The sequence below is a fragment of the Yoonia sp. SWMV100 genome (genome assembly GCF_056108365.1).
In genome coordinates this window covers 1-17609 of sequence record NZ_JBWBAQ010000003.1, presented here as the reverse complement: position 1 = coordinate 17609, position 17609 = coordinate 1, and the positions used below count along the sequence as shown (strand labels likewise).

16 protein-coding genes are annotated in these 17609 nt (G+C 54.5%); 2 read left to right on the top strand and 14 right to left on the bottom strand.

Going from position 1 to position 17609, the window contains the following annotated elements; all coding sequences use genetic code 11:
- Positions 1 to 142: 142 nt before the first annotated feature.
- The gene (locus ACXJGX_RS04875; RefSeq protein WP_474779237.1) at positions 143 to 1426 is read right to left on the bottom strand and encodes an LlaJI family restriction endonuclease; all 1284 of its coding nucleotides are present in this window, start codon (positions 1424 to 1426) and stop codon (positions 143 to 145) included.
- Positions 1416 to 3464, bottom strand: coding sequence for an AAA family ATPase (locus tag ACXJGX_RS04870; protein ID WP_474779235.1), 2049 nt, complete (start codon positions 3462 to 3464; stop codon positions 1416 to 1418). Before ACXJGX_RS04870 ends, ACXJGX_RS04875 begins: the two co-directional genes overlap by 11 nt.
- Before the next feature lie 764 nt (positions 3465 to 4228).
- Between ACXJGX_RS04870 and ACXJGX_RS04865 the strand changes: the two genes are divergently transcribed.
- Positions 4229 to 5074, top strand: a complete 846-nt coding sequence (locus ACXJGX_RS04865) for an HNH endonuclease (RefSeq protein ID WP_474779233.1) — start codon at positions 4229 to 4231, stop codon at positions 5072 to 5074.
- A 51-nt stretch (positions 5075 to 5125) separates the two neighbouring features.
- Here ACXJGX_RS04865 and ACXJGX_RS04860 read toward each other — a convergent pair whose 3' ends face one another.
- From ACXJGX_RS04860 to ACXJGX_RS04830, 7 genes are read right to left on the bottom strand one after another with little or no spacing between them, the layout of a single operon-like run.
- The gene (locus ACXJGX_RS04860) at positions 5126 to 5578 is read right to left on the bottom strand and encodes a very short patch repair endonuclease (protein ID WP_474779231.1); all 453 of its coding nucleotides are present in this window, start codon (positions 5576 to 5578) and stop codon (positions 5126 to 5128) included.
- 3 nt (positions 5579 to 5581) lie between these two features.
- Positions 5582 to 6847 carry a DNA (cytosine-5-)-methyltransferase gene (gene dcm, locus ACXJGX_RS04855; protein ID WP_474779229.1) on the bottom strand — a complete coding sequence of 422 codons (1266 nt, stop codon included), beginning with the start codon at positions 6845 to 6847 and terminating at the stop codon, positions 5582 to 5584.
- A gap of 50 nt (positions 6848 to 6897) precedes the next feature.
- Positions 6898 to 7554 carry a hypothetical protein gene (locus ACXJGX_RS04850; RefSeq protein WP_474779227.1) on the bottom strand — a complete coding sequence of 219 codons (657 nt, stop codon included), beginning with the start codon at positions 7552 to 7554 and terminating at the stop codon, positions 6898 to 6900.
- Positions 7551 to 8567, bottom strand: coding sequence for a helix-turn-helix domain-containing protein (locus ACXJGX_RS04845; RefSeq protein WP_474779225.1), 1017 nt, complete (start codon positions 8565 to 8567; stop codon positions 7551 to 7553). Before ACXJGX_RS04845 ends, ACXJGX_RS04850 begins: the two co-directional genes overlap by 4 nt.
- Complete coding sequence (locus ACXJGX_RS04840; protein ID WP_474779223.1) at positions 8564 to 8959, bottom strand: VRR-NUC domain-containing protein; 396 nt, start codon at positions 8957 to 8959, stop codon at positions 8564 to 8566. Before ACXJGX_RS04840 ends, ACXJGX_RS04845 begins: the two co-directional genes overlap by 4 nt.
- Positions 8956 to 9228: a hypothetical protein gene (locus ACXJGX_RS04835; protein WP_474780738.1), complete on the bottom strand. Its 273-nt coding sequence runs from the start codon at positions 9226 to 9228 to the stop codon at positions 8956 to 8958. Before ACXJGX_RS04835 ends, ACXJGX_RS04840 begins: the two co-directional genes overlap by 4 nt.
- A 5-nt stretch (positions 9229 to 9233) precedes the next feature.
- Positions 9234 to 9479: a helix-turn-helix transcriptional regulator gene (locus tag ACXJGX_RS04830; protein ID WP_445802195.1), complete on the bottom strand. Its 246-nt coding sequence runs from the start codon at positions 9477 to 9479 to the stop codon at positions 9234 to 9236.
- A gap of 442 nt (positions 9480 to 9921) precedes the next feature.
- On the opposite strand from ACXJGX_RS04830, the gene ACXJGX_RS04825 reads away from it, so the two are divergent.
- Entirely contained in the window at positions 9922 to 10518 is a 597-nt protein-coding gene (locus ACXJGX_RS04825; RefSeq protein WP_474779221.1) for a hypothetical protein, read from the top strand.
- Positions 10519 to 10545: 27 nt separating this feature from the next.
- On the opposite strand, the gene ACXJGX_RS04820 is transcribed toward ACXJGX_RS04825, so the two are convergent.
- The 5 genes from ACXJGX_RS04820 to ACXJGX_RS04800 form a co-directional block, all read right to left on the bottom strand.
- Complete coding sequence (locus ACXJGX_RS04820; RefSeq protein WP_474779219.1) at positions 10546 to 11805, bottom strand: tyrosine-type recombinase/integrase; 1260 nt, start codon at positions 11803 to 11805, stop codon at positions 10546 to 10548.
- Between the two features lie 204 nt (positions 11806 to 12009).
- Entirely contained in the window at positions 12010 to 12573 is a 564-nt protein-coding gene (locus ACXJGX_RS04815; RefSeq protein ID WP_474779217.1) for a hypothetical protein, read from the bottom strand.
- A 178-nt stretch (positions 12574 to 12751) separates the two neighbouring features.
- A complete protein-coding gene (locus tag ACXJGX_RS04810; RefSeq protein WP_474779215.1) occupies positions 12752 to 14530 on the bottom strand; it encodes an RNA-directed DNA polymerase in 1779 nt (592 codons plus the stop codon).
- Between the two features lie 3 nt (positions 14531 to 14533).
- Positions 14534 to 15694 (bottom strand): abortive infection family protein, encoded by a 1161-nt coding sequence (locus tag ACXJGX_RS04805; protein WP_474779213.1) that lies wholly within the window; start codon positions 15692 to 15694, stop codon positions 14534 to 14536.
- A gap of 193 nt (positions 15695 to 15887) precedes the next feature.
- Positions 15888 to 16661 (bottom strand): DUF3800 domain-containing protein, encoded by a 774-nt coding sequence (locus ACXJGX_RS04800; protein WP_474779211.1) that lies wholly within the window; start codon positions 16659 to 16661, stop codon positions 15888 to 15890.
- Positions 16662 to 17609: the final 948 nt, after the last annotated feature.

Genomic DNA, 17609 nt, shown 5'->3' with positions numbered 1-17609 from the left:
TTCGCTTTTTCCAAGTTCACCCGGCAGGTGGCTTCCGCCTGGATTCCCCGGTGAAAGTGCCTGTCGCTAGCGAACTGCCGCGCTGCGCCCCCCCGCATACGAAAGGGGCCGGGGAGGAACCATGCCGTGGGGGGCATGTCTATCAATTTGCCGTCAACTTTATCCCATTAGAGCGATAGACATAGTGGTTCAGCGCCTCGCGCACGGACACATAGGAACATGTGATAGGTGAAAAGGCAGAGCTGACTGCTCCGCCGTTTACATGTCGAATTTCTGCCTGACTGAGCGGGCCACCTGCCTCGAGGCAAGGAAATACGAAAAAGTTGTGAATCACAGTTGGTATCTCACCTGTCCTGTCTACTATCTCCCTCAGTGCTTTTTCGTAAAACATCTGTTTCGCGATATCTGGCCAGCCCGGAGCTGATTCAGCGCTCTTGGCAGCGTAATACTTTGCGTCAACGATCGCATAGCTCGCCTCATACTCCATTATGATATCTGTTTGCATGCCGCGGCTTCGGGCATCGGATCTCCCGCTACCCGTCAGGATGTAAACCGGTTTTGGCAATAAGCTGTTCCAGTTGCGCCGCCGGTCGTGCGGGGATCTCAACAAGGTTTCCCTTAGCACCGTCTCCCAGACCGTATGGAAGTCGCTGACACCGAATACAAAAGCACCGCTCGAGGTTGCCCTTACATCGCGCAGGTAGAACCGCAGATATTCCGCGAGAAACATTGATCTGGTCGAATACAGGGAGGGTAGCAGTGCATCAAGCTTGTTGGCCCACATTGTTCTGGGGAACTGCGGACGCGGAGTTGACAGGAGCTCTTGCGTTCTGCCGGACGTTCCCGTCATCCACCAAGCATGAGAGAGCCGGATTTCCTGTATGACGGCGGCCTGTATCTGGGCAAGCAGAGCGTCCGTACTTCGCGTCGTGCGGCTCGTCCGGATATCGGTAAACACCGGCTGGCCTTTGTGGTTTGGTAGCGCGATCTCCCGTTTGACTGTTCTGGACCATTCAGGCTTTCCGGCGTTCCTCGTCTGCTGACGGAGACGTTCGGAGAAAAGGCCATGATCCCTGAAGTCGTCAGCCAGACGTTTAATGACTGCAAGCGTGCCAGGGTTGCCTGTTTCGCCATCATCTTCAAAGTCCCGTTTGGATGTTTCTGCGCCGAACCGCGCAAGTGCACGCATTGTCAGCGATGCAGTCTCGAGATCAATGTCAGGGTCACCGGTTTTCGACTCTCGGGGCAGGAAAACAATCGTACCCTGTTCCGGATGATGAACCAGTCCGCAAAAATGAACCGTCTTCTTCTCATCTACACGGCCCATCCCCCGTTCGCGCATCGCGACAAGCACGGTTTCAGCGTGGCGGTCGAGAGCCGCCACGGGATCACGATCCGAAAGGAACACGGGAATGCTAGGGCGCATTGTCGACAGTCGCGTCCGGCCGCGTCAATCCCGGGTCAAGTGCAGCGTTCAACTTTTCCAGAAAGCTGTCCGACAGAAACCTCCGGCCCGCGCCCGCTTCAATCACCAGATCGCCATAAGTCTGCACCTCACCGGTGGTTCCGGAATGGAAAACATGCTCGCGGCCATCGTGGCGCAACAGGTCATCCCAGAGATAGAGCAGGACTTTGTCGGGGATCACCTTTCCGTCAAGCTCCTTCGGCTTGACAAACCACTGCCCGAGCAGGCGGTCTTCAGCAATTCCCAGTGTTTTGCTGCCAGTGAGATGCCCGTTCAATATCTTGATAAAGGCGCGCCACGGCAGTGTATGATGGTTTCCCATTGCATCCACATACGTAACGTCACCGGACGGCCCCTTTTCGTAGTCCAGCGGAAGATATTCCTGACGCCACCGCCTCCGGAAGGCGGTATCGATCGGGTAAACACCCTGATCGGCGCTGTTCATGGTGGCATAGATAAACAGGTTTGATGGCAGCCTTAGGGCCTTGTGAGCTACCCCCGTCATTGTGCCGAACCATTCTTCGCTTTCCGGCGAAGGGAAACTGACATCATATTCACCTTTTCCGTCGTCATCGCGGTCGAGTAGAAGAAAAAGATCGCCGAATACAGCCGCTGCAGCTGCGCGGTTCAACTCCTCAATGACAAGAAAAACCGGCTCCGCAGGGTAAAGGTAAGCCTCGGCAATAGCTTTCATAAACGGACCGGGGGCAAAACCGTACCGGACTTTTTCGCCATCCATTTGCGGCTTTAGACAGCCGAAGAAATCGCTGTTCTGCAAGTCGGGGTGAAAGACGGTTCTAAACGGTTTTTTTCCTTTTTCGCTGATTTTCCTATCAACCCTGCTGGATTTACCAGTTCCAGGTGCGCCGTAGAAGATCACGTTTTCGCCGCCTTTCAGCGCGGGAACCGAGGATTTACTTAAGGCCAAGGGTGTCGTTTCACTTACGGAACCGGCGACTTGCATCAGCTCCTCAAAGGCGTCGGATTTAGCGAGTGCAATCGACAGCTCGCCACGTCTGGTGGATGCGTTTGCCAACCAACCGCCAGCACCAACGATGGCTGAGACGGGCCAATCGCCTCGCTCCAGCGTCTTTGAAACTCCGGACCATTTGTGGTCGGCGAGAAACTTCAGAAAACGATCCTGTTCTTCGGAACTCAGGGACAACTTGTTCGCGATTGCGTTTTCGATGCTCGCGACGTCCTTTGCTGAAAGGTCGTTTTTCCAAGTCTGGGAGGGGAGTTTCTTGAACACGTCTTCTTTCACACGGCCGGAACTCCGATTTGCAAAGCCCAGTTCTTTGGCCAGCTGGTCAACCAGCTCTTCGTATTTCAGAATTCCGAGGACGTAAGGCCGCACCGCCCAACAACGAGGGAACTCTTGCGCACTGATAGTAAGAATTTTGTCGTTTCCGGTCTCGATGGACATAGCAGATCCACCGACAACGACGGCTTTGTCATTGGGTACTTCTGCTATGTAAAGTTGAAGAATCTGCTCCCAGACCTCCGGAGATGGTGCGCAAACACGGTCGATCGGGATCTGTGCAGCACGCTCTTTGCTTAACCGCTGGCAATCCTCAAGATCAGGCAGGGTCATGGACGGCAAGGAATTCGGGGAGGTGACTTCAACGTTCGCTTCGTCGTCCATTTCGTCTCCGTCCGTCAGGCTGATTGTCTCCCAATCTGTTTCCATGATTTTCAACGAGATATCGCGCAATTCATCTCGTGCAACGTCAGAATGCTGATCAAAGATCATTTTTAAACGAGGTGGCAAATCCGCTTTTTCCCACCCAACCCGGTCGCTATCCGTAAACCGGTCAAACGTGTCACGCACGTTTCTCACAGTATTCTTCGGCACACCGAACTTCGTACCAATGGCCTCAAAAGCAGCGTTTTGCGAATTGAAGCCTAACTCCGTATGAGGGTCCCCTGACTGTGCCAGAAACAAGCAGACGGTATATAAAGCGGATTTCGGGTCGGTCGGAATAACTGGCTCAGCCATTGAATGCCCTTAAAACAAGAATCATCAATAGCTTACACGTAACACCATCATTTCGCCAACCGGCGATTATCCACGAATATCCAATCGCGTCCCGTCGGGTACCAATGCCTCACTTAGCACCTTTTCCAACTGCTCTTCGGAAATGCTCAGTTTCTTTGTAACTCCACGCCCCCAGACGACAATGACTTTCCATCTTGCGTTACGCAAAGCGGCATAATTACGTATGTCCCCTGCCTGATTACTCTCGATCTTGCTGGTCCAGAACTCCGTTCGGGATTTGGGTGGTCGGAGCAGGTGGCAGTCCTCGCGTCCGAGCGAGTGGCAACCGTTCGCGAAAATTGCAGTGCGCTACTTTGGCAATAAGATGTCCGGTTTCCCAAGCAGGTTCTTGCGATGAAAGCGAACCGCTATCCGAGCCGGTGGGGCGGAACCAAACGATGGTCACCGACTTGTTGTCCCTCCCCCAACCTATGACCGCATCCAGTTCGCCGGGCAGTCCTGCACCCGTGTGGTTGCCCCCCGGTCGCCGGATACCCAAGGGGATGGCTTCGAGCATATTGTCGCAAGTGTCAGGTTTTAGCGGCTTGAAATGTCCAACGGAACAAAATGCGCAGAAAGCTGTGGATGAGCGCTCGGACAAGAGCACCGCAGGAGCGGGTATTTGCAGGGTATTTTTCGGGTATACGGCCGATATCAAGCCTAATACCCTGTATTTACCCGATTCCGAATCGGTAATCAAGTTCTGCCAGACAAAGGAATCCTAAATGCCAGAGATGACCCCACCCCAACGCGCCCGTTTCGGTGCGACTGCCGGAGCCTTTTCGGTTGTGACTAATACCGAAGCGGATCATGACCGTTCGGTCACCATTGATCGCGCTGAGAAACGCGTTCTTGAGCTCTTGTACCCGATCAACGGATTCCCGCGGGGGTCAGGCTCCGCGCGCTTCCAGTTCGAGGTACATAATCGCACAGATCCTGCTCGCACGTCTACCGAGCCGCTCTCCATCAAATTTCCAAAGATGCAGGGTAACGAGCTCAGGCTGTACATGTCCTCCGCGAACTCTTTTGACGCTCAAAGGGGTGATGTGTTTTACATTTTCGTGCGTGGCACCGACCAGTATCCCCACGTTGGCTTTATGCCTTATGCTGAATGGCAAGCAGGCGCCTCACCGTTGCCGGACTATGAAGACGATAAATACCAGGCGCTGGTATTCGCAGAAATCGGAAAGGCAGCTTCGCCAACCACTGTGCTTCGCATCCCGCGTAATCTCAAGGCGGCGGTAACTGCTATCGAAAGCGCCCATTTCCTGTGTGAGGTTGACTCCGGTCACAAGACATTTTCTTGTTCAGCTACGGGCAAGCCATATGTCGAAGCCCATCATCTGATGCCTCTTTCTGCCCAGCATTCGCTCGGAGCGGGAAAGAACTTTGACGTGCCGGAAAACATTGTAGCGCTTTGCCCGAACTGTCACCGCCGCTTTCATCATGAAGAAAAGGTCAGCCGGATCGTCCTCTTGATGCAGATCTACGAGCAACGGAAAGACGCTTGGGAGACGGCAGGCCTAGATTTCGGTCCAAGTGATCTCCTGAGAGCATACGGGTTGGTCTAACGCATAAAACGTAGCCACAGTAATCTGGAGGTGGAATTGCTCTGCAGGGAGCTACCCGCGGATATCAAACCATGTCCCAAGCGATGACAGCGCCTCGCTCAACGCCGTCTCCAACTGCGCGTCGGAAAGTCTCAGTTTCTTTGAAACCCCACACTCCCAGACGACAACGACTTTCCATCCTGCGTTTCGCAAAGCGGCATAATTACGCATGTCCCTTTCCTGATTACTCTTGATCTTGCTGGCCCAGAACTCCGTGCGGGTTTTGGGCGGGCGGAATAAGTGGCAGTCCTCGTGCCCATGCCAGTAACAACCGTTCACAAAAATTACGGTGCGCCACTTCGGCAACACGATGTCCGGCTTTCCCGGCAGGTCTTTGCGATGCAAACGGAACCGGTAACCAAGCCGGTGAAGCAGGCGGCGAACAGTGATTTCCGGCTTGGTATTCTTCCCCCGAATGCCGGACATCATGTCACTACGTTTTTCGGGGGAGACGATGTCTGTCACCTGCTATCCCGAAATGTACGGCTTCATTTCGGCAGCAATGGCCTCGATCACCGGCACAGAAACCGAGTTCCCAAACTGGCGATAATTCTGGCAGTCCGAGACTACATCTACGTTGAACTCTTCCGGAAAGCCCTGGAGTCTTGCACACTCCCGTGGCGTCAGTTTGCGGGGATTTCGACCTATGTCGCCCTGATCGATCAGGATCTCGCTTCCGTCTTTGTAGTAGCGGGCGCTGATCGTGTTGGTGTAGGGACTGTCCTTCGTGAAAATACTGTAGCCGAAGCCGTTACCCTTTTCTTTGTGTTCTGCCAGGCGCCGGGCATGTCCCGCCAGCAAACGGTCTGAAATGGTATATTTCGGATCGATCGCAGCGTTGTCTTCCAGAATGTCACCTACGCGAGGCTTGCCCTTCACGGCTGCAAGTCGATCGAGAATTTCAGAGCAGATGTTAGTTAATTCTGCCGCCTCAACCTGGTCCCGGTCGAAACCGATAATGTAAACGCGCTCGCGGTTCTGTGGGACTCCGAAGTTTGCTGCTTTCAGGACGCGATAATCGACGCGGTAGTTCAGCTTTGCACCGAGCGATTTCCGCGATTCTTCCGACATTGGCACAGATGCAGGGATTTCGGGTACGGCCCGCCCCTCAAGGATCGCAAGAATGGTCTTAAGCGTGCGGCCCTGATCGTGACCCTTAAGCTGCTTGACATTTTCCAGCAGGAAAGCTTTGGGGCGGCGATAGGCAAGGATGCGCTGGATCTCGAAGAACATTGTGCCGCGCGTATCGTTGAACCCCTGCTTTAATCCTGCCTGCGAAAACGACTGGCATGGAAAGCCCGCAAGCAAAACGTCGTGAGCTGGTATGTCGCTGGCTGCAATCTTGGTGATGTCGCCGTGGGGAACTTCGCCATAGTTCGCAGCATATGTCTTTTTGGCAAACTTGTCCCACTCTGATGTAAAGACGCAGTGACCTCCCTGTTTCTGGAAAGGATAACGAATGCCGCCAATACCAGCAAAGAGGTCAATGAACGAAAAATCAGCGCTATCGGGGGCGGCGGCATAGGGGCTGCGTAGAAGCGCTGTATCGGGAAGGTTATGAATCTGGGCCAGCTTCGCCGGCGTAGGAAAATGCTCGCCTAACTCCCAACCCCGAATCGTGCGCTCACCGGTTTCGGACATACCCAACAATTCCGCAAAACCTTTCTGGGTCAATCCCAACCCTTCGCGCTTTGCCTGCACCCACGCCCCAACGTCCAACATCTGGTCAAGCATTTTGTTCTCCTTTTTGGCCCACCAGTACCAGGGCTTTATCGCCGGGTCAACTACAGGATACGCCAAGGCTGCATCTTTGGCATCGCACCGGTCACTTCGACGTCCCGCAGCATATCTCCTGCCACTATGCCATCCCGCACCCAATGCAGCGCCCGCCACCAATCCTCATAGCCGCTGCGTGCGGACGCAATCTGCTCAGGGTGCGGCCTCCAAGTGACCGGACAGGCTAAAACTTCCACCGTTCGCAATTTGCCGCGGGTCAGCACCCGTTCAGTGCTGACCACCACCGTGGTCGCTCGCTCGCCGTGCTGATTGCGCTTGGTCTCGACCGGAACGCAGCGTGGGACGACGCCGGGCATCCAGTCGGGCGTCATCCCGGCGCGCGCCAGTTCAGCCACGCGGATCGCCATGCGGATGCCGCCGAGGCTGTCTGGCATCCCAGCGACGGTGGCGGCGATGACCTCGGCATCAGGATGGGTGTAGCTGCCCATCTTGTACTGGCCGCCGTCCACCTTGCAGCCCAGCGCCGCGCGCTGCAGCAGGACGTATTCCAAGCCGAAGCCAAAGCCTTCATCGGTCACATACTTTGGCGCGGGCAGTTCCAGTTGGGCCTTCTCGATCCGGAATGCCCATTCCAGTGCCGCTTGCACGCCCAGCGCACGTTTTGTGCGTCCGCCGCGATTGAGGATAGGTCTTTGCAAGGTCATAGCACACCCCGCATCCGAAGGCGTTCTGGGGTGACGAGCCCCCGTTCCAGCATCAATCCGCATGTCGCGGCGCTAATCATGTTCGGCGGTAAGTATTCGTCGGAGTTCACCTTGGCCGCATAGAACGCCGCGGTTTCATCGTGGCTGGGCCGTGGCTTGCTTTGGGCTTTGCTGCTGCGCTTGGCTTTCCCGGCATTAGCAGCCGCCTGCGCATCGCACCCAGCTGCGCGTTCCATGAACCGATCCAGCGCTTTGGGACCATCAGGCGGATTGGGGTGATCCCGCCGGGTTTCTGTGGCGGTCTGGAGGATCCGATCCTCGGAGAGCCCGAGGTCGTCAGTCCAGCGACGGACATGGGTTCTGACCGCCTCGCCCTGCCACCACGCGGGCAGGTTGGCATTGGCGGCGAAGCCCAGCGCCGAGAGCAACTCGGCAAAGAACCGATCAAAATCGGCCTCGCGCGCAGCCGCGTCCTCCTCCTCCTTTACTGATTTACTTAGTGGTTCTCTTACAAGGTTAGTGTCCGGATTCCGGACACGGCTTTGGCCATTTTCCGGACACGGGTCGGGGGAAAATCCGGACACGGCTTTTGGGTCACTCCCGTGTCCGAAATCCGGACATGGATCATTCGAGCCAGGCTCATCGAGACTGCATTTGCTTGTGTCATCGGTGATTTCCACAGAGCCTGTGATGCCGTGTCCGATTTCCGGACTCGGCACCACATCAGCCGGTGTGAAGCCGCGCTCGAACCCCAGGATGTAGCGAGTGGGCAGCTGACGCTTGGTCACCGGATCAATCCGGGGCACGCGGCTTAGCAAGCCGCCAGCCTCCAGCTGGCGCAGGTGATCGTTCAGGGTGGAGCGGCTGATCTCGCAATCATGCGCAAGCCGCGCCTGTGAGGGGAAGCAGCCAAAGTCCGGGTTGAACCGGTCGCAAAGATGCCAGAGCACGATCTTGGTGGTGGGCTTCAACCCGCGCTGCTTGATGGCCCAGTTGGTGGCGTCATGACTCATGGCGCGGACCTCCTTGCAGGGCGCGCAATGCGGGTTGTAAAACCGTGATCGGCCAGCGCGCCCAGCGCGTCGTTGAGACTGCGCACCAGCGCCCAGCCAAAGCCCTGTGCCAGCATTGCATCGCGGAAGGCCTCCTGTGTCGGGCGCAGCCGCCCTTTCGGGGCTTTCAGCTCGAGAAACAGCACGTGGCCATCGCATAGGACCATCAGATCGGCAAAGCCCGCATGGACGCCCATCCCGACCAGGATAGCCTGACGTTTTGCACCGCGAGGTCCGGGCTCGGTCACCTCATTGGCGCAGTGATGGATGATTGCGGTGCGGGGCAGGGTGAGGCGCAGGGCCTGCACGACAGCGCGCTGCAGATCAGCTTCGGGTGTGCCGCGGCGCATCATTCTGCGGCCCTCCCGTTCTCTTCGCGCTGGGCACGCCACACCGGCCGCCGTGCATCGATCACCACCAACAGCCGCTGGGCGTCTTCACGCTCGGCTGCAGTGTCTCCATGAGCGGCGAGGATCCTGCAGGCGAGCCAGATCAGGTGGTCGGAATGATGCGCCACATCGGCGATGACGGCGCGGGCCTCGGCGAGGCGGTCTTGGGGCCAATTGTCATCGCCCGTGACGGAATTGTAGGGCGCTGTGCTGCAAGCGGGGCCGAATGGCATGGTAGTCATTTCCGACCACCTGCCGTCTTGGCCCGTGGCATTTCCTGCGCTGCCAGCCAATCTTGCACCGCCTTGCGTCGATAGAGCACCATGCGTCCTGCGCGGACGCAGGGCGGCCCGATGCGCCGCGCCTCCCAGCGCCCGAGGGTGTCGACCGTTACACCGAGCGCTTCGGCCAGCTCCTTGCGGCTGATCCAGCCCGACAGCAGGGTCGCGCCGGTCATTTCCGGTTCAGTCTGTGATTGAATCATTTCTGCCTCCTGTTCGCCGCCCGTCGTGGGCGGACGTCGTCAGGCAGCGAGAGCAGATCGACAGGGGTGGCGGCGTGGCGCAGGGTGGCGGTCATTTGCCCATACCAATGCCACCCCTTGTGTTATTGAGGTTTCGAGATTTTCCGTCTCTGATGTCGCTCGGCCTCAGCGCCCACACGCAACGTTAGCGAATGACTCAGATTGCACTCATCCTTTGTTCTGTGCTTCATCCACAGGTAGAGTAGTTTGCAGAATCGGCAGGAGAGGGAGGCAGACATGAGTGAGATTATTTTCGATCTGCGTTTGATCTTTCACTGCCCTGCGGCCGCTGCGGATTTCCCGCGCGGTTGATCCCCATTTCCCGTTAGCAAGGCCCAAGGCCGCCTCCACAGGGGCGCGGTGTGATGGCCTGTTCCAGAACAACAAGAAAAGGAATTGAGGCATGGCTTTACCACCCCGCGTTTATTTTACCCTGCACGAAGCCGCCGCTCGCTGGGATTGCACGCTTGCAGATATTGCAGGCTGGGCATCGGTCGGGCGTTTCGACATCATGACGGCGATTGCACCGCTCATTGTCGGATCGCAGATCGTGTCCGGGTACGTTGTGGTGTCGGTCACGGATATCTTGCAGATGTTCCGGCGCTGCGGAACCGGACCAACAAAGAGCTTTCTGCGCCGTGTCAGGCCGAAGGACCAGGAGGACTGGATCATGATCGCGGACCCGTCCGACCGCATTGAGGTCACACTGGCAGACCTATTGATCATGGCCGATGACGTTCATCGTTTCGAGACGGATTGCGATCTGCTGCGGCGTCCGGCGTCACACATCGGTTCGACAGCACGCTACGATTGGGATGGGATGTATATTTCGCTCATTCGCCGCGTTCATGAACACGGCGTTCCTGAGACGCAGGCCGAATGGGTCGGGGAAGTGCAGGAATGGTTCGTCAAAAAATCCGAAAGTGGCGAGGTGCCCGATGAACGCACAATCCGCCGCAGGCTCACCCCGATCTGGAAAGCGCTGCGAGAAACGTGCTGACGAACGGTGTCGATGAGGCGCAGAAACTCATGCCAACTTCTGCGCCTCGTCCGCGTCATGCACCAATTTTGGCCGAGGCCTGAAGGCGCTGGCCACGGCATCGACGCCCGCGCGCAGCGGCGAGTCTATCAGGTGGGCATAGCGCTGCGTCGTCTGCATCTGGCTGTGGCCCAACAGCTTGCCGATCATTTCCAGCGATGCGCCGCCGCTGACCAGCAGGGACGCAAAGGTATGACGCAGATCGTGGATGCGCACATCCGGTATGCCAACCTGCTTCTGGATATTGGCCCAGAAGCGCCTGATTTCCTTTACAGGCTGCCCCGGCACATCACCCGGAAACAGCAATGGGCATCCCCGCGGAACCAGCAGCTGGCGCTGTCGCACGATCGCCGCCGCCTCATCCGAAATCGGCAAGCGGTGGACCTTGCGCTGCTTGGTCATGCTGGCGGGTTTCGACCAACTGAGATGTTCGAGGTTGAAGTGCACAAACTGCGCCTGGCGCACCTCGCCCACCCGCGCGCCAGTCAGCATGCACATCCGGATAATGTCGGCCGCGCGGCGATCCTCGGCCGCTTCCAGCGCCTCGGCCAGTTTGCGGATTTCTTCATGGGATAGGAAGCGTTCGCGCGCGTTTTCGATCCGGCGGCGGAAACTCGAGGCGGGATTGTCGTCGCGCCAACCCCAACCCACGGCATAGGTAAACATCTTGCGCAACACCTCGCCGGTTCGGTTGGCACGCACCGGAGTGGGCTTGGCCCCCTGCAGCTTCCGCGCCCGGTTGTTGGGCTTGGCTTTTGAAGGGCGGGCCCGGCCAGCAGCGACCTTGTTCAGCAGCTTTTCCACATCATAGGGCGTGATCTCTATCACCAGCTTGTTGCCCCATTCCGGCGCCACAAGTTTCGCCAGCATCGATTTTTGGTCTGAGGCGTTGGTTGGGGAAAGGTGCGGCAGGTGAACTTCGGTGTAGCGCTCGATCAGATCTTTGAACCTTGGGGCCTCTCGCCCGCTTTCCTTCTGGCCCAATGGATCGCCACCAGCGTCGATCTCACGTCGCAATTCCTTCGCCCGGTCGCGGGCGGACGTCGTCGACCATTCCGGCCAGCGCCCAATAGTCATCCGCCGCTGCCGCCCTGCATGGCGATAGTCGATGGTGAAGGCGCGATTCCCAGACCGGTATATGCAGACTGCAAAGCCCCGCACATCCGTGTCAAAAATCTGGTAATCACGCCCTGCCGCCGGATCAGCCTCGCGGACGCATTTCTCATTCAATCGCAATCGGTTGACCATGCAACTCACCCTCCAGTCGTCATCCCATGACGCGTAGATTCGCGCCACTATCAAGCGAAGCATGCCGGGAGGGGTGGCGGGGTGGCGCAAGGTGGCGGTCAAGTCGCGGAGGGCATGCCACCCTAAACGAGACGGCGGGAAATCAGACCTTCGCTGTAAGTGCTAGTTCCATCCTATTATCCGCGGCAGCGGCCATTAGAACTGTTATCTTCGCTCCAAATCGTATCCTACGACTGATCGCAAAAGTTCAAACAGCTCGACCCGGTTGGAACTGGCAGAAGCTGACTCCAGCAGCATGTCGAAGTTTACAAGAAGTGCGGAGTTACGCCTTGGATTTAAAAGGAGGCAATCCGACCAAACGTCAGTGTCGTGCTCAATTGTGCTAGCATATTTCAATATCCAATACATCAGAACCTGCCGAAAGTCGCCTGCACCGTAGTTTCGGCTTGTATGCTTCACCTCAATGAGGATTTTACCTAGCGAGAAATCCCCGGTCCCCGAAGCAATCCATCCCATTCCAGGTATTATGGGATTGGCCTCCAACTGAGTTCCGGGATGTTGCCCCTGCACACTTTGCAGCATAGTGATTAGGTTTTGTGCAGCGTGCTCTGCTACTGACTTGTCGCTCTCCGTTATCTCGCCAGGAACCTTCGCATCGAAATGCCTACTCTGACGTTTCGCCGCGATTTGGATGCAAATTTCCCATTCAGGGTTTAGCTTTCCAGCCAAAATTTGCTCGGCTCGAACAACAGCAAGCTCAAACAGCATAGCCTTCTGAAGCTGACTTTGATCGACTATTTCGTTCGATATGGGCTCTATGCCGTCAAACGAGAATGCTTTGCGATTTAGCGAAGCAACCAGTCCACCACTAAGCCGAGGAAACAGCATATCTAGGACGCCGGGGATATCCCTCGCCACAGTCCTTGGATCTCGAAACGGGAGCCTTTTAAGCGCCATTCTCTGTCCATTCTACGAAAGTCGATGCAAAGGTTGGTCCCTTTGGGGGTTCAAATCCAAGGCGCCAAACCTGCGAAAGTGATCGTCTCAATTGGTTTTTTGATTTTTCACCTTCATCACCAAAGTCTCCAGCTGCAACCCAAAGCATCCTTTGCTCGTCAGGACTTAGAGTTTCCCATTGGTTCCTCAAGCGAGTAAAGCTCGCCCGATCGCGCCAGTGTCTCCAGCAGTCGATGCAAGCTCGCCTAACTGTCGAAGAATTACTCTTGTCAAAAACACTCCTCACGTAGGCCCCTCTTGAATCGGTCCGTGTGAACCGTATCGCACGCAGGAAATGCAGGTTATTAGCCTCTGGCAATAGAAGGTGTGGGACAGAGGTTGGTAGAAAATCAAGTAGGTTGTCTATTTGCTCGAAAACGATCTCAAACTCATTATTGGCCCTTACTGAATAGACGCCTCGCATGATTTTGGACCAAGATGCGCGAAAAGAATTGAGGTTCTTTGGTTCCAGCAGCGTCGCACACAACTGAGCAGCAACATTTGGCTCTTGAAATTTCAAGGCTCGCCCAATCTGGGCAAGCACAAAACTGTCAGGCTGCGATTTCTCCTTCTCGAGATCCAACAGAAACTGGACGTCTATATCTTCAAATGATTTCTTGAGCTGCTCATATTCACCATGTGCTGCGTCAGAATAGGGGTCAAAATGCAGATCTAGCTCTCGGAGCGCCATACTCGCGTCTTCACCGTCGCCCAATTGCGCGGCAACATAGTCTATGTAGTGCTTAGCACTCAAAGTCGTTGTTTTAGTTCGGTTGAGAGACAGACCATAATCGGCAAGTGAGTGAGAAAGAACCGAAAGTGCCTTGTATGCTTCTTGTTGCGAATTACAAATCAAGGTGAAATCATCTACGAAGCGATGCCATACGATACCTGCATCTGATAGTGACCTATCGATGGGTGTCATCATCACTTCTGCAAGTATGCGCGCGCACTGGCCGCCAACTGGTAACCCAAAGGAACGTCCAGCCGCTAGCTTACTCAAAATGCGATCAATTTGCGAGGCAACCGTTGAATTAGTGTCGCCGAGATCCCTAATGACGTTCTCAAGTCGATGATGGTAAATATGCTCATAGAAACTGGAAATATCTGTTTGTACAACAACAGAACCGGCTTCGTTTAGTACCGGTTCTTTTAGAGTTTCCTCCTTATAGGTACGCCAGGACCTTGACCGATCGAAGAAGGAAGGAGCTTCACCGCCGAGCCTATAGGAATGAACCCTCGCGCTGCGATTCTTTTCGTTGGCTTCCGCAATAGCAATACCAAGGCCGTTCAAATACAAATTCCAGAAAGGTTGAATTTTTGTTGTAATCCTAAAGCCATTAGACCCTGAAGGGGCCAGTAACCTTTCCGAAGCAACGGTCAGTTCATTAACATATCCAACAGCGTTTTTCTGATTTCGTGCGTCGATACTTTGAAACAAGTCGAAACAGATAGAGGAAAGCTCGTCAGCCTTATCTCGAATAAATCCTGCATCTATATCATATGGCAGAGTGTCGTTTTCACCGCTTTGACCAATTTCCTTAGCCGCCAGCAAAAAGTGGTCTTTTGAAACCTGCATTGTTTGCCCTCTAAAATTTATTTTGGAGCCGTTTTCCTTCTTAGAAAGACATGTCCTTCCAAAAACTCTGCAAGCCCACAGCGCAGAAGTCCAGCGCCTGAGCTGGGCCTGTCGCAGATCGAAGTTATGAATAAAGCCACGGCCACTCATTTCTCAGGTTTTGTCACTCTTGTTGGCCCACGTTGCAATTAGGAACGTTGACATTGTTCCAGCAAGGTTCACAGCCAACTCAGCATGTCGGGCAGCTGGACGCACTCGCTTCGGACCAATACTGTGCGCATCACTGAGCTTGTTGCGTAGCGCGCCTAGCGCACTGACAACCGATTGGCAGCTACTCAGTATTTGCTTGAAAATTTGCTCAGTATGATCGTCTGGAGCAAGGTTCAAGATCTTTGCTGTTTTCTTATAAAGTGCCGGTAAGTCAGCAGCCTCGTCCCAACCTTCGCCAGCTTCGTGCAATATCCATTTACAGACGTCCTCTAGTAAAGTCCGCGCCAACGTGATCGAACGCTCAGGGTCAGAAGATCTACTTTCAAGCGCAGCCTGCCAACGCGGACTTACTTGGCTGGTTTCAAAATTCTTTATCGCTATCGATATTTCGTTGTCAGACGGGCTTCCATCTGGGAGATCGCGCACTTTGAAAACTGGAGACCCAGATATCATCCCCAATTTGACCAACGCATACCCATCGTGTCGTAAAAGCAGATCGATAGCTTCGGCCAGCTCGACCTGCCTTTTCACAGTTTGATATTCGGCGAAAGTGACCGCTTCGAGAAACTTGAAGAACTGGGATGTGGAGCACTCCAGTAGGCCAAGGCTTTCCATCAGCTCTTGCTGCGTCAGATCATCATTCCTGAGTGTGTGCTGCACTAAAAAAGCTTCAAGGTTGTCATATTGAATGCCGTCAACCGCTGGCATGTCTCTTATAGGCCAAACGGAGCGGATGAAATCCATATGTTCAACCTCAGTTGCCAGCGGCTGGCCATCAAAGAGCTTGATAACCCGCCGTCTTGTCAATTTTGTAATTGGACGGATTTGTAGATCCTCAACCTTTGCAAGCACTTCTCCTAATGCGTACCCGCCTTCTTCGGCATGAAACAACCGCGCAACCCTTAGAAGTTCATCGGCCGTCAGACCCGCAATCCGTTTCTGCGTATACTTGTGCTTGCTTTGGAAAGCTTCTTCCTCAGAACCCTCTGACAAACCAATCCGCTCACAAATCGCAGGGACATCATAAGCTTTGAAATTTGCTATTGCCGATGCCAACTCGGCCCGAAGATCTTTGAGAAGTATTGCGAAAGTATTGTTTTGCATTCTGTCCTGCTGGGTTGGGCAAAGCCATCGCCTCTGGCCTAGACCGACTAATTTCCAATTCTTTCGTTAAACTGCCTATAGGGTATGCGGATCAGATCGAGGTAACCAGTGATTTTGCGGTCGAATATAATTGCCGGTTTGATGGGATGAGCTGCCGAATTGCAAACTGTCGTTGTATGTATGCTCTGAGCCGTCAATGAATACAGCCCAAATAGTTCTCTCCGAAACGGTTCTTTGCTGCGGATGCGACCCGCTCATCGACACTTTCATCGACAAACAAACCCCAAGGGTAAACATCGACGTTTGCGATTTGGAAGGCGTCCTTGGGGTTCGGCTTGTTTTGGCTGAGAAATGCATAACGTATGCCTGCCCACATTTCGAAACCCAGCTCTATCTCTAAGCCATCATACACACTGTCGCCAGGAGCCTGGGCCACGATCTTCTTTTTTATGTGACCAAGTGTCTCTAGCAGCATCATGCTGCATGTGTGGGCTACAATATCGGCAAGTTGAATCCCTATAATGCTTTGGGAGTCCTGTTCAAAATGAAACTCGCAGTTGTCCAACGCCTCAACGCCTTCGACTAGAGTTGCAGCTACTTTTGTCGATCGAAACAAACCTTCATCGAAAAAGACCTGATGTTCGCGGTCATTGAGCTGGGGATGGGTCAGAGCGGTTTTCAAAAGCTTCAAAGCCGCAGGTCCCAATCGCTTATCACCGTCGACAACACACACAGCTATTTTGCAATTGATTCCGATGAAGGCTTTCAAAGCCTCCCGGAGCCTTTGGAGAGTGGCGTCATCACTCATCTTCGCAGATGACTTAAACTCGAACACGTCGGGATCAAACCCATGATTCCGAAATATCGAGCTTACTTCGTCGGTTGGGTTGGAATCACAGATGACAAAGGCCGCCAGAGAAAACCCAAAGTTATGGTGTTTACTGTCGTCCAAGTAAAAATAGGCCATGCTCAGATCCTAGCAGACCCCTGCTGTGGCGTGAAGTGATCAAGTCAGTTTAGCTCGTTTGCCTCACAAATTTCTTGGTCAAGCAATTTTCGGCAAATGTCTGCTTTGCGGGAATGTCGCGCCGCGGCGTTGATGGCAGCGACGAGCGGCAGCATTGGGCCGGTCGCGATCATGATCCATCGAAGCAGTTGAGATGCCTACCTCAACGCCACCTCAACCTGCATACGCCGTTTTGGCGCGGACGGTGACGACGAAAACAGGTCAATGTCGGGCTTTGCCGGAATGAAAAATGCGCGAAATCAAAGGCTTGACCCATAAGTAATTGAATTCCCTAAGTTATTGGAATCGCAGGAGCTTTGGCTCATAACCTGAAGGTCGTAGGTTCAAATCCTACTCCCGCAACCAAAATTACCAATAACTACAATGCTTTACGCCCCGCCTTCCGCGGAGCTTTTTGCTGTCCAAATTCCAGGTCAACAATAGGTCAACAAAACAAACCAAACTGCGTGCGAATCCAGTGACTTAGTAGCCAAACCCGCACTCAACCGCGTCAAAACGGAGCAAGCCGTGGCTTAATCAGAAAAGTGGGGTCGGAAACATACGACAACTCAGATGGTCGCTAGACGTTTGCGGCGTCTTTGGCGAACACCTCGCGACAGTCCGTGGGCCCCGGTTAAGAAAGCCGACCTCCAAGCAAACCGCAGCGAATTCACCGAGAGAGCCCATTATACAAGATGCTTCACTCTGCACCAAAGGCCGAAAAAAGGTGCGAAGCGGGCATTCGAGGATGGTTTTGTGTCTGTCCGGTGCTCGATTGGAAACGTTATAATGAATAGCCCCTAGTTTCCTAGACACCTTCTTGGTTCGCATTATGCTGTCTATTTTCAAAGTCGACGGGCGACAGCATACCGTTTCTGGCATGTTTGCGTTTCGGGTTATAGAACATTT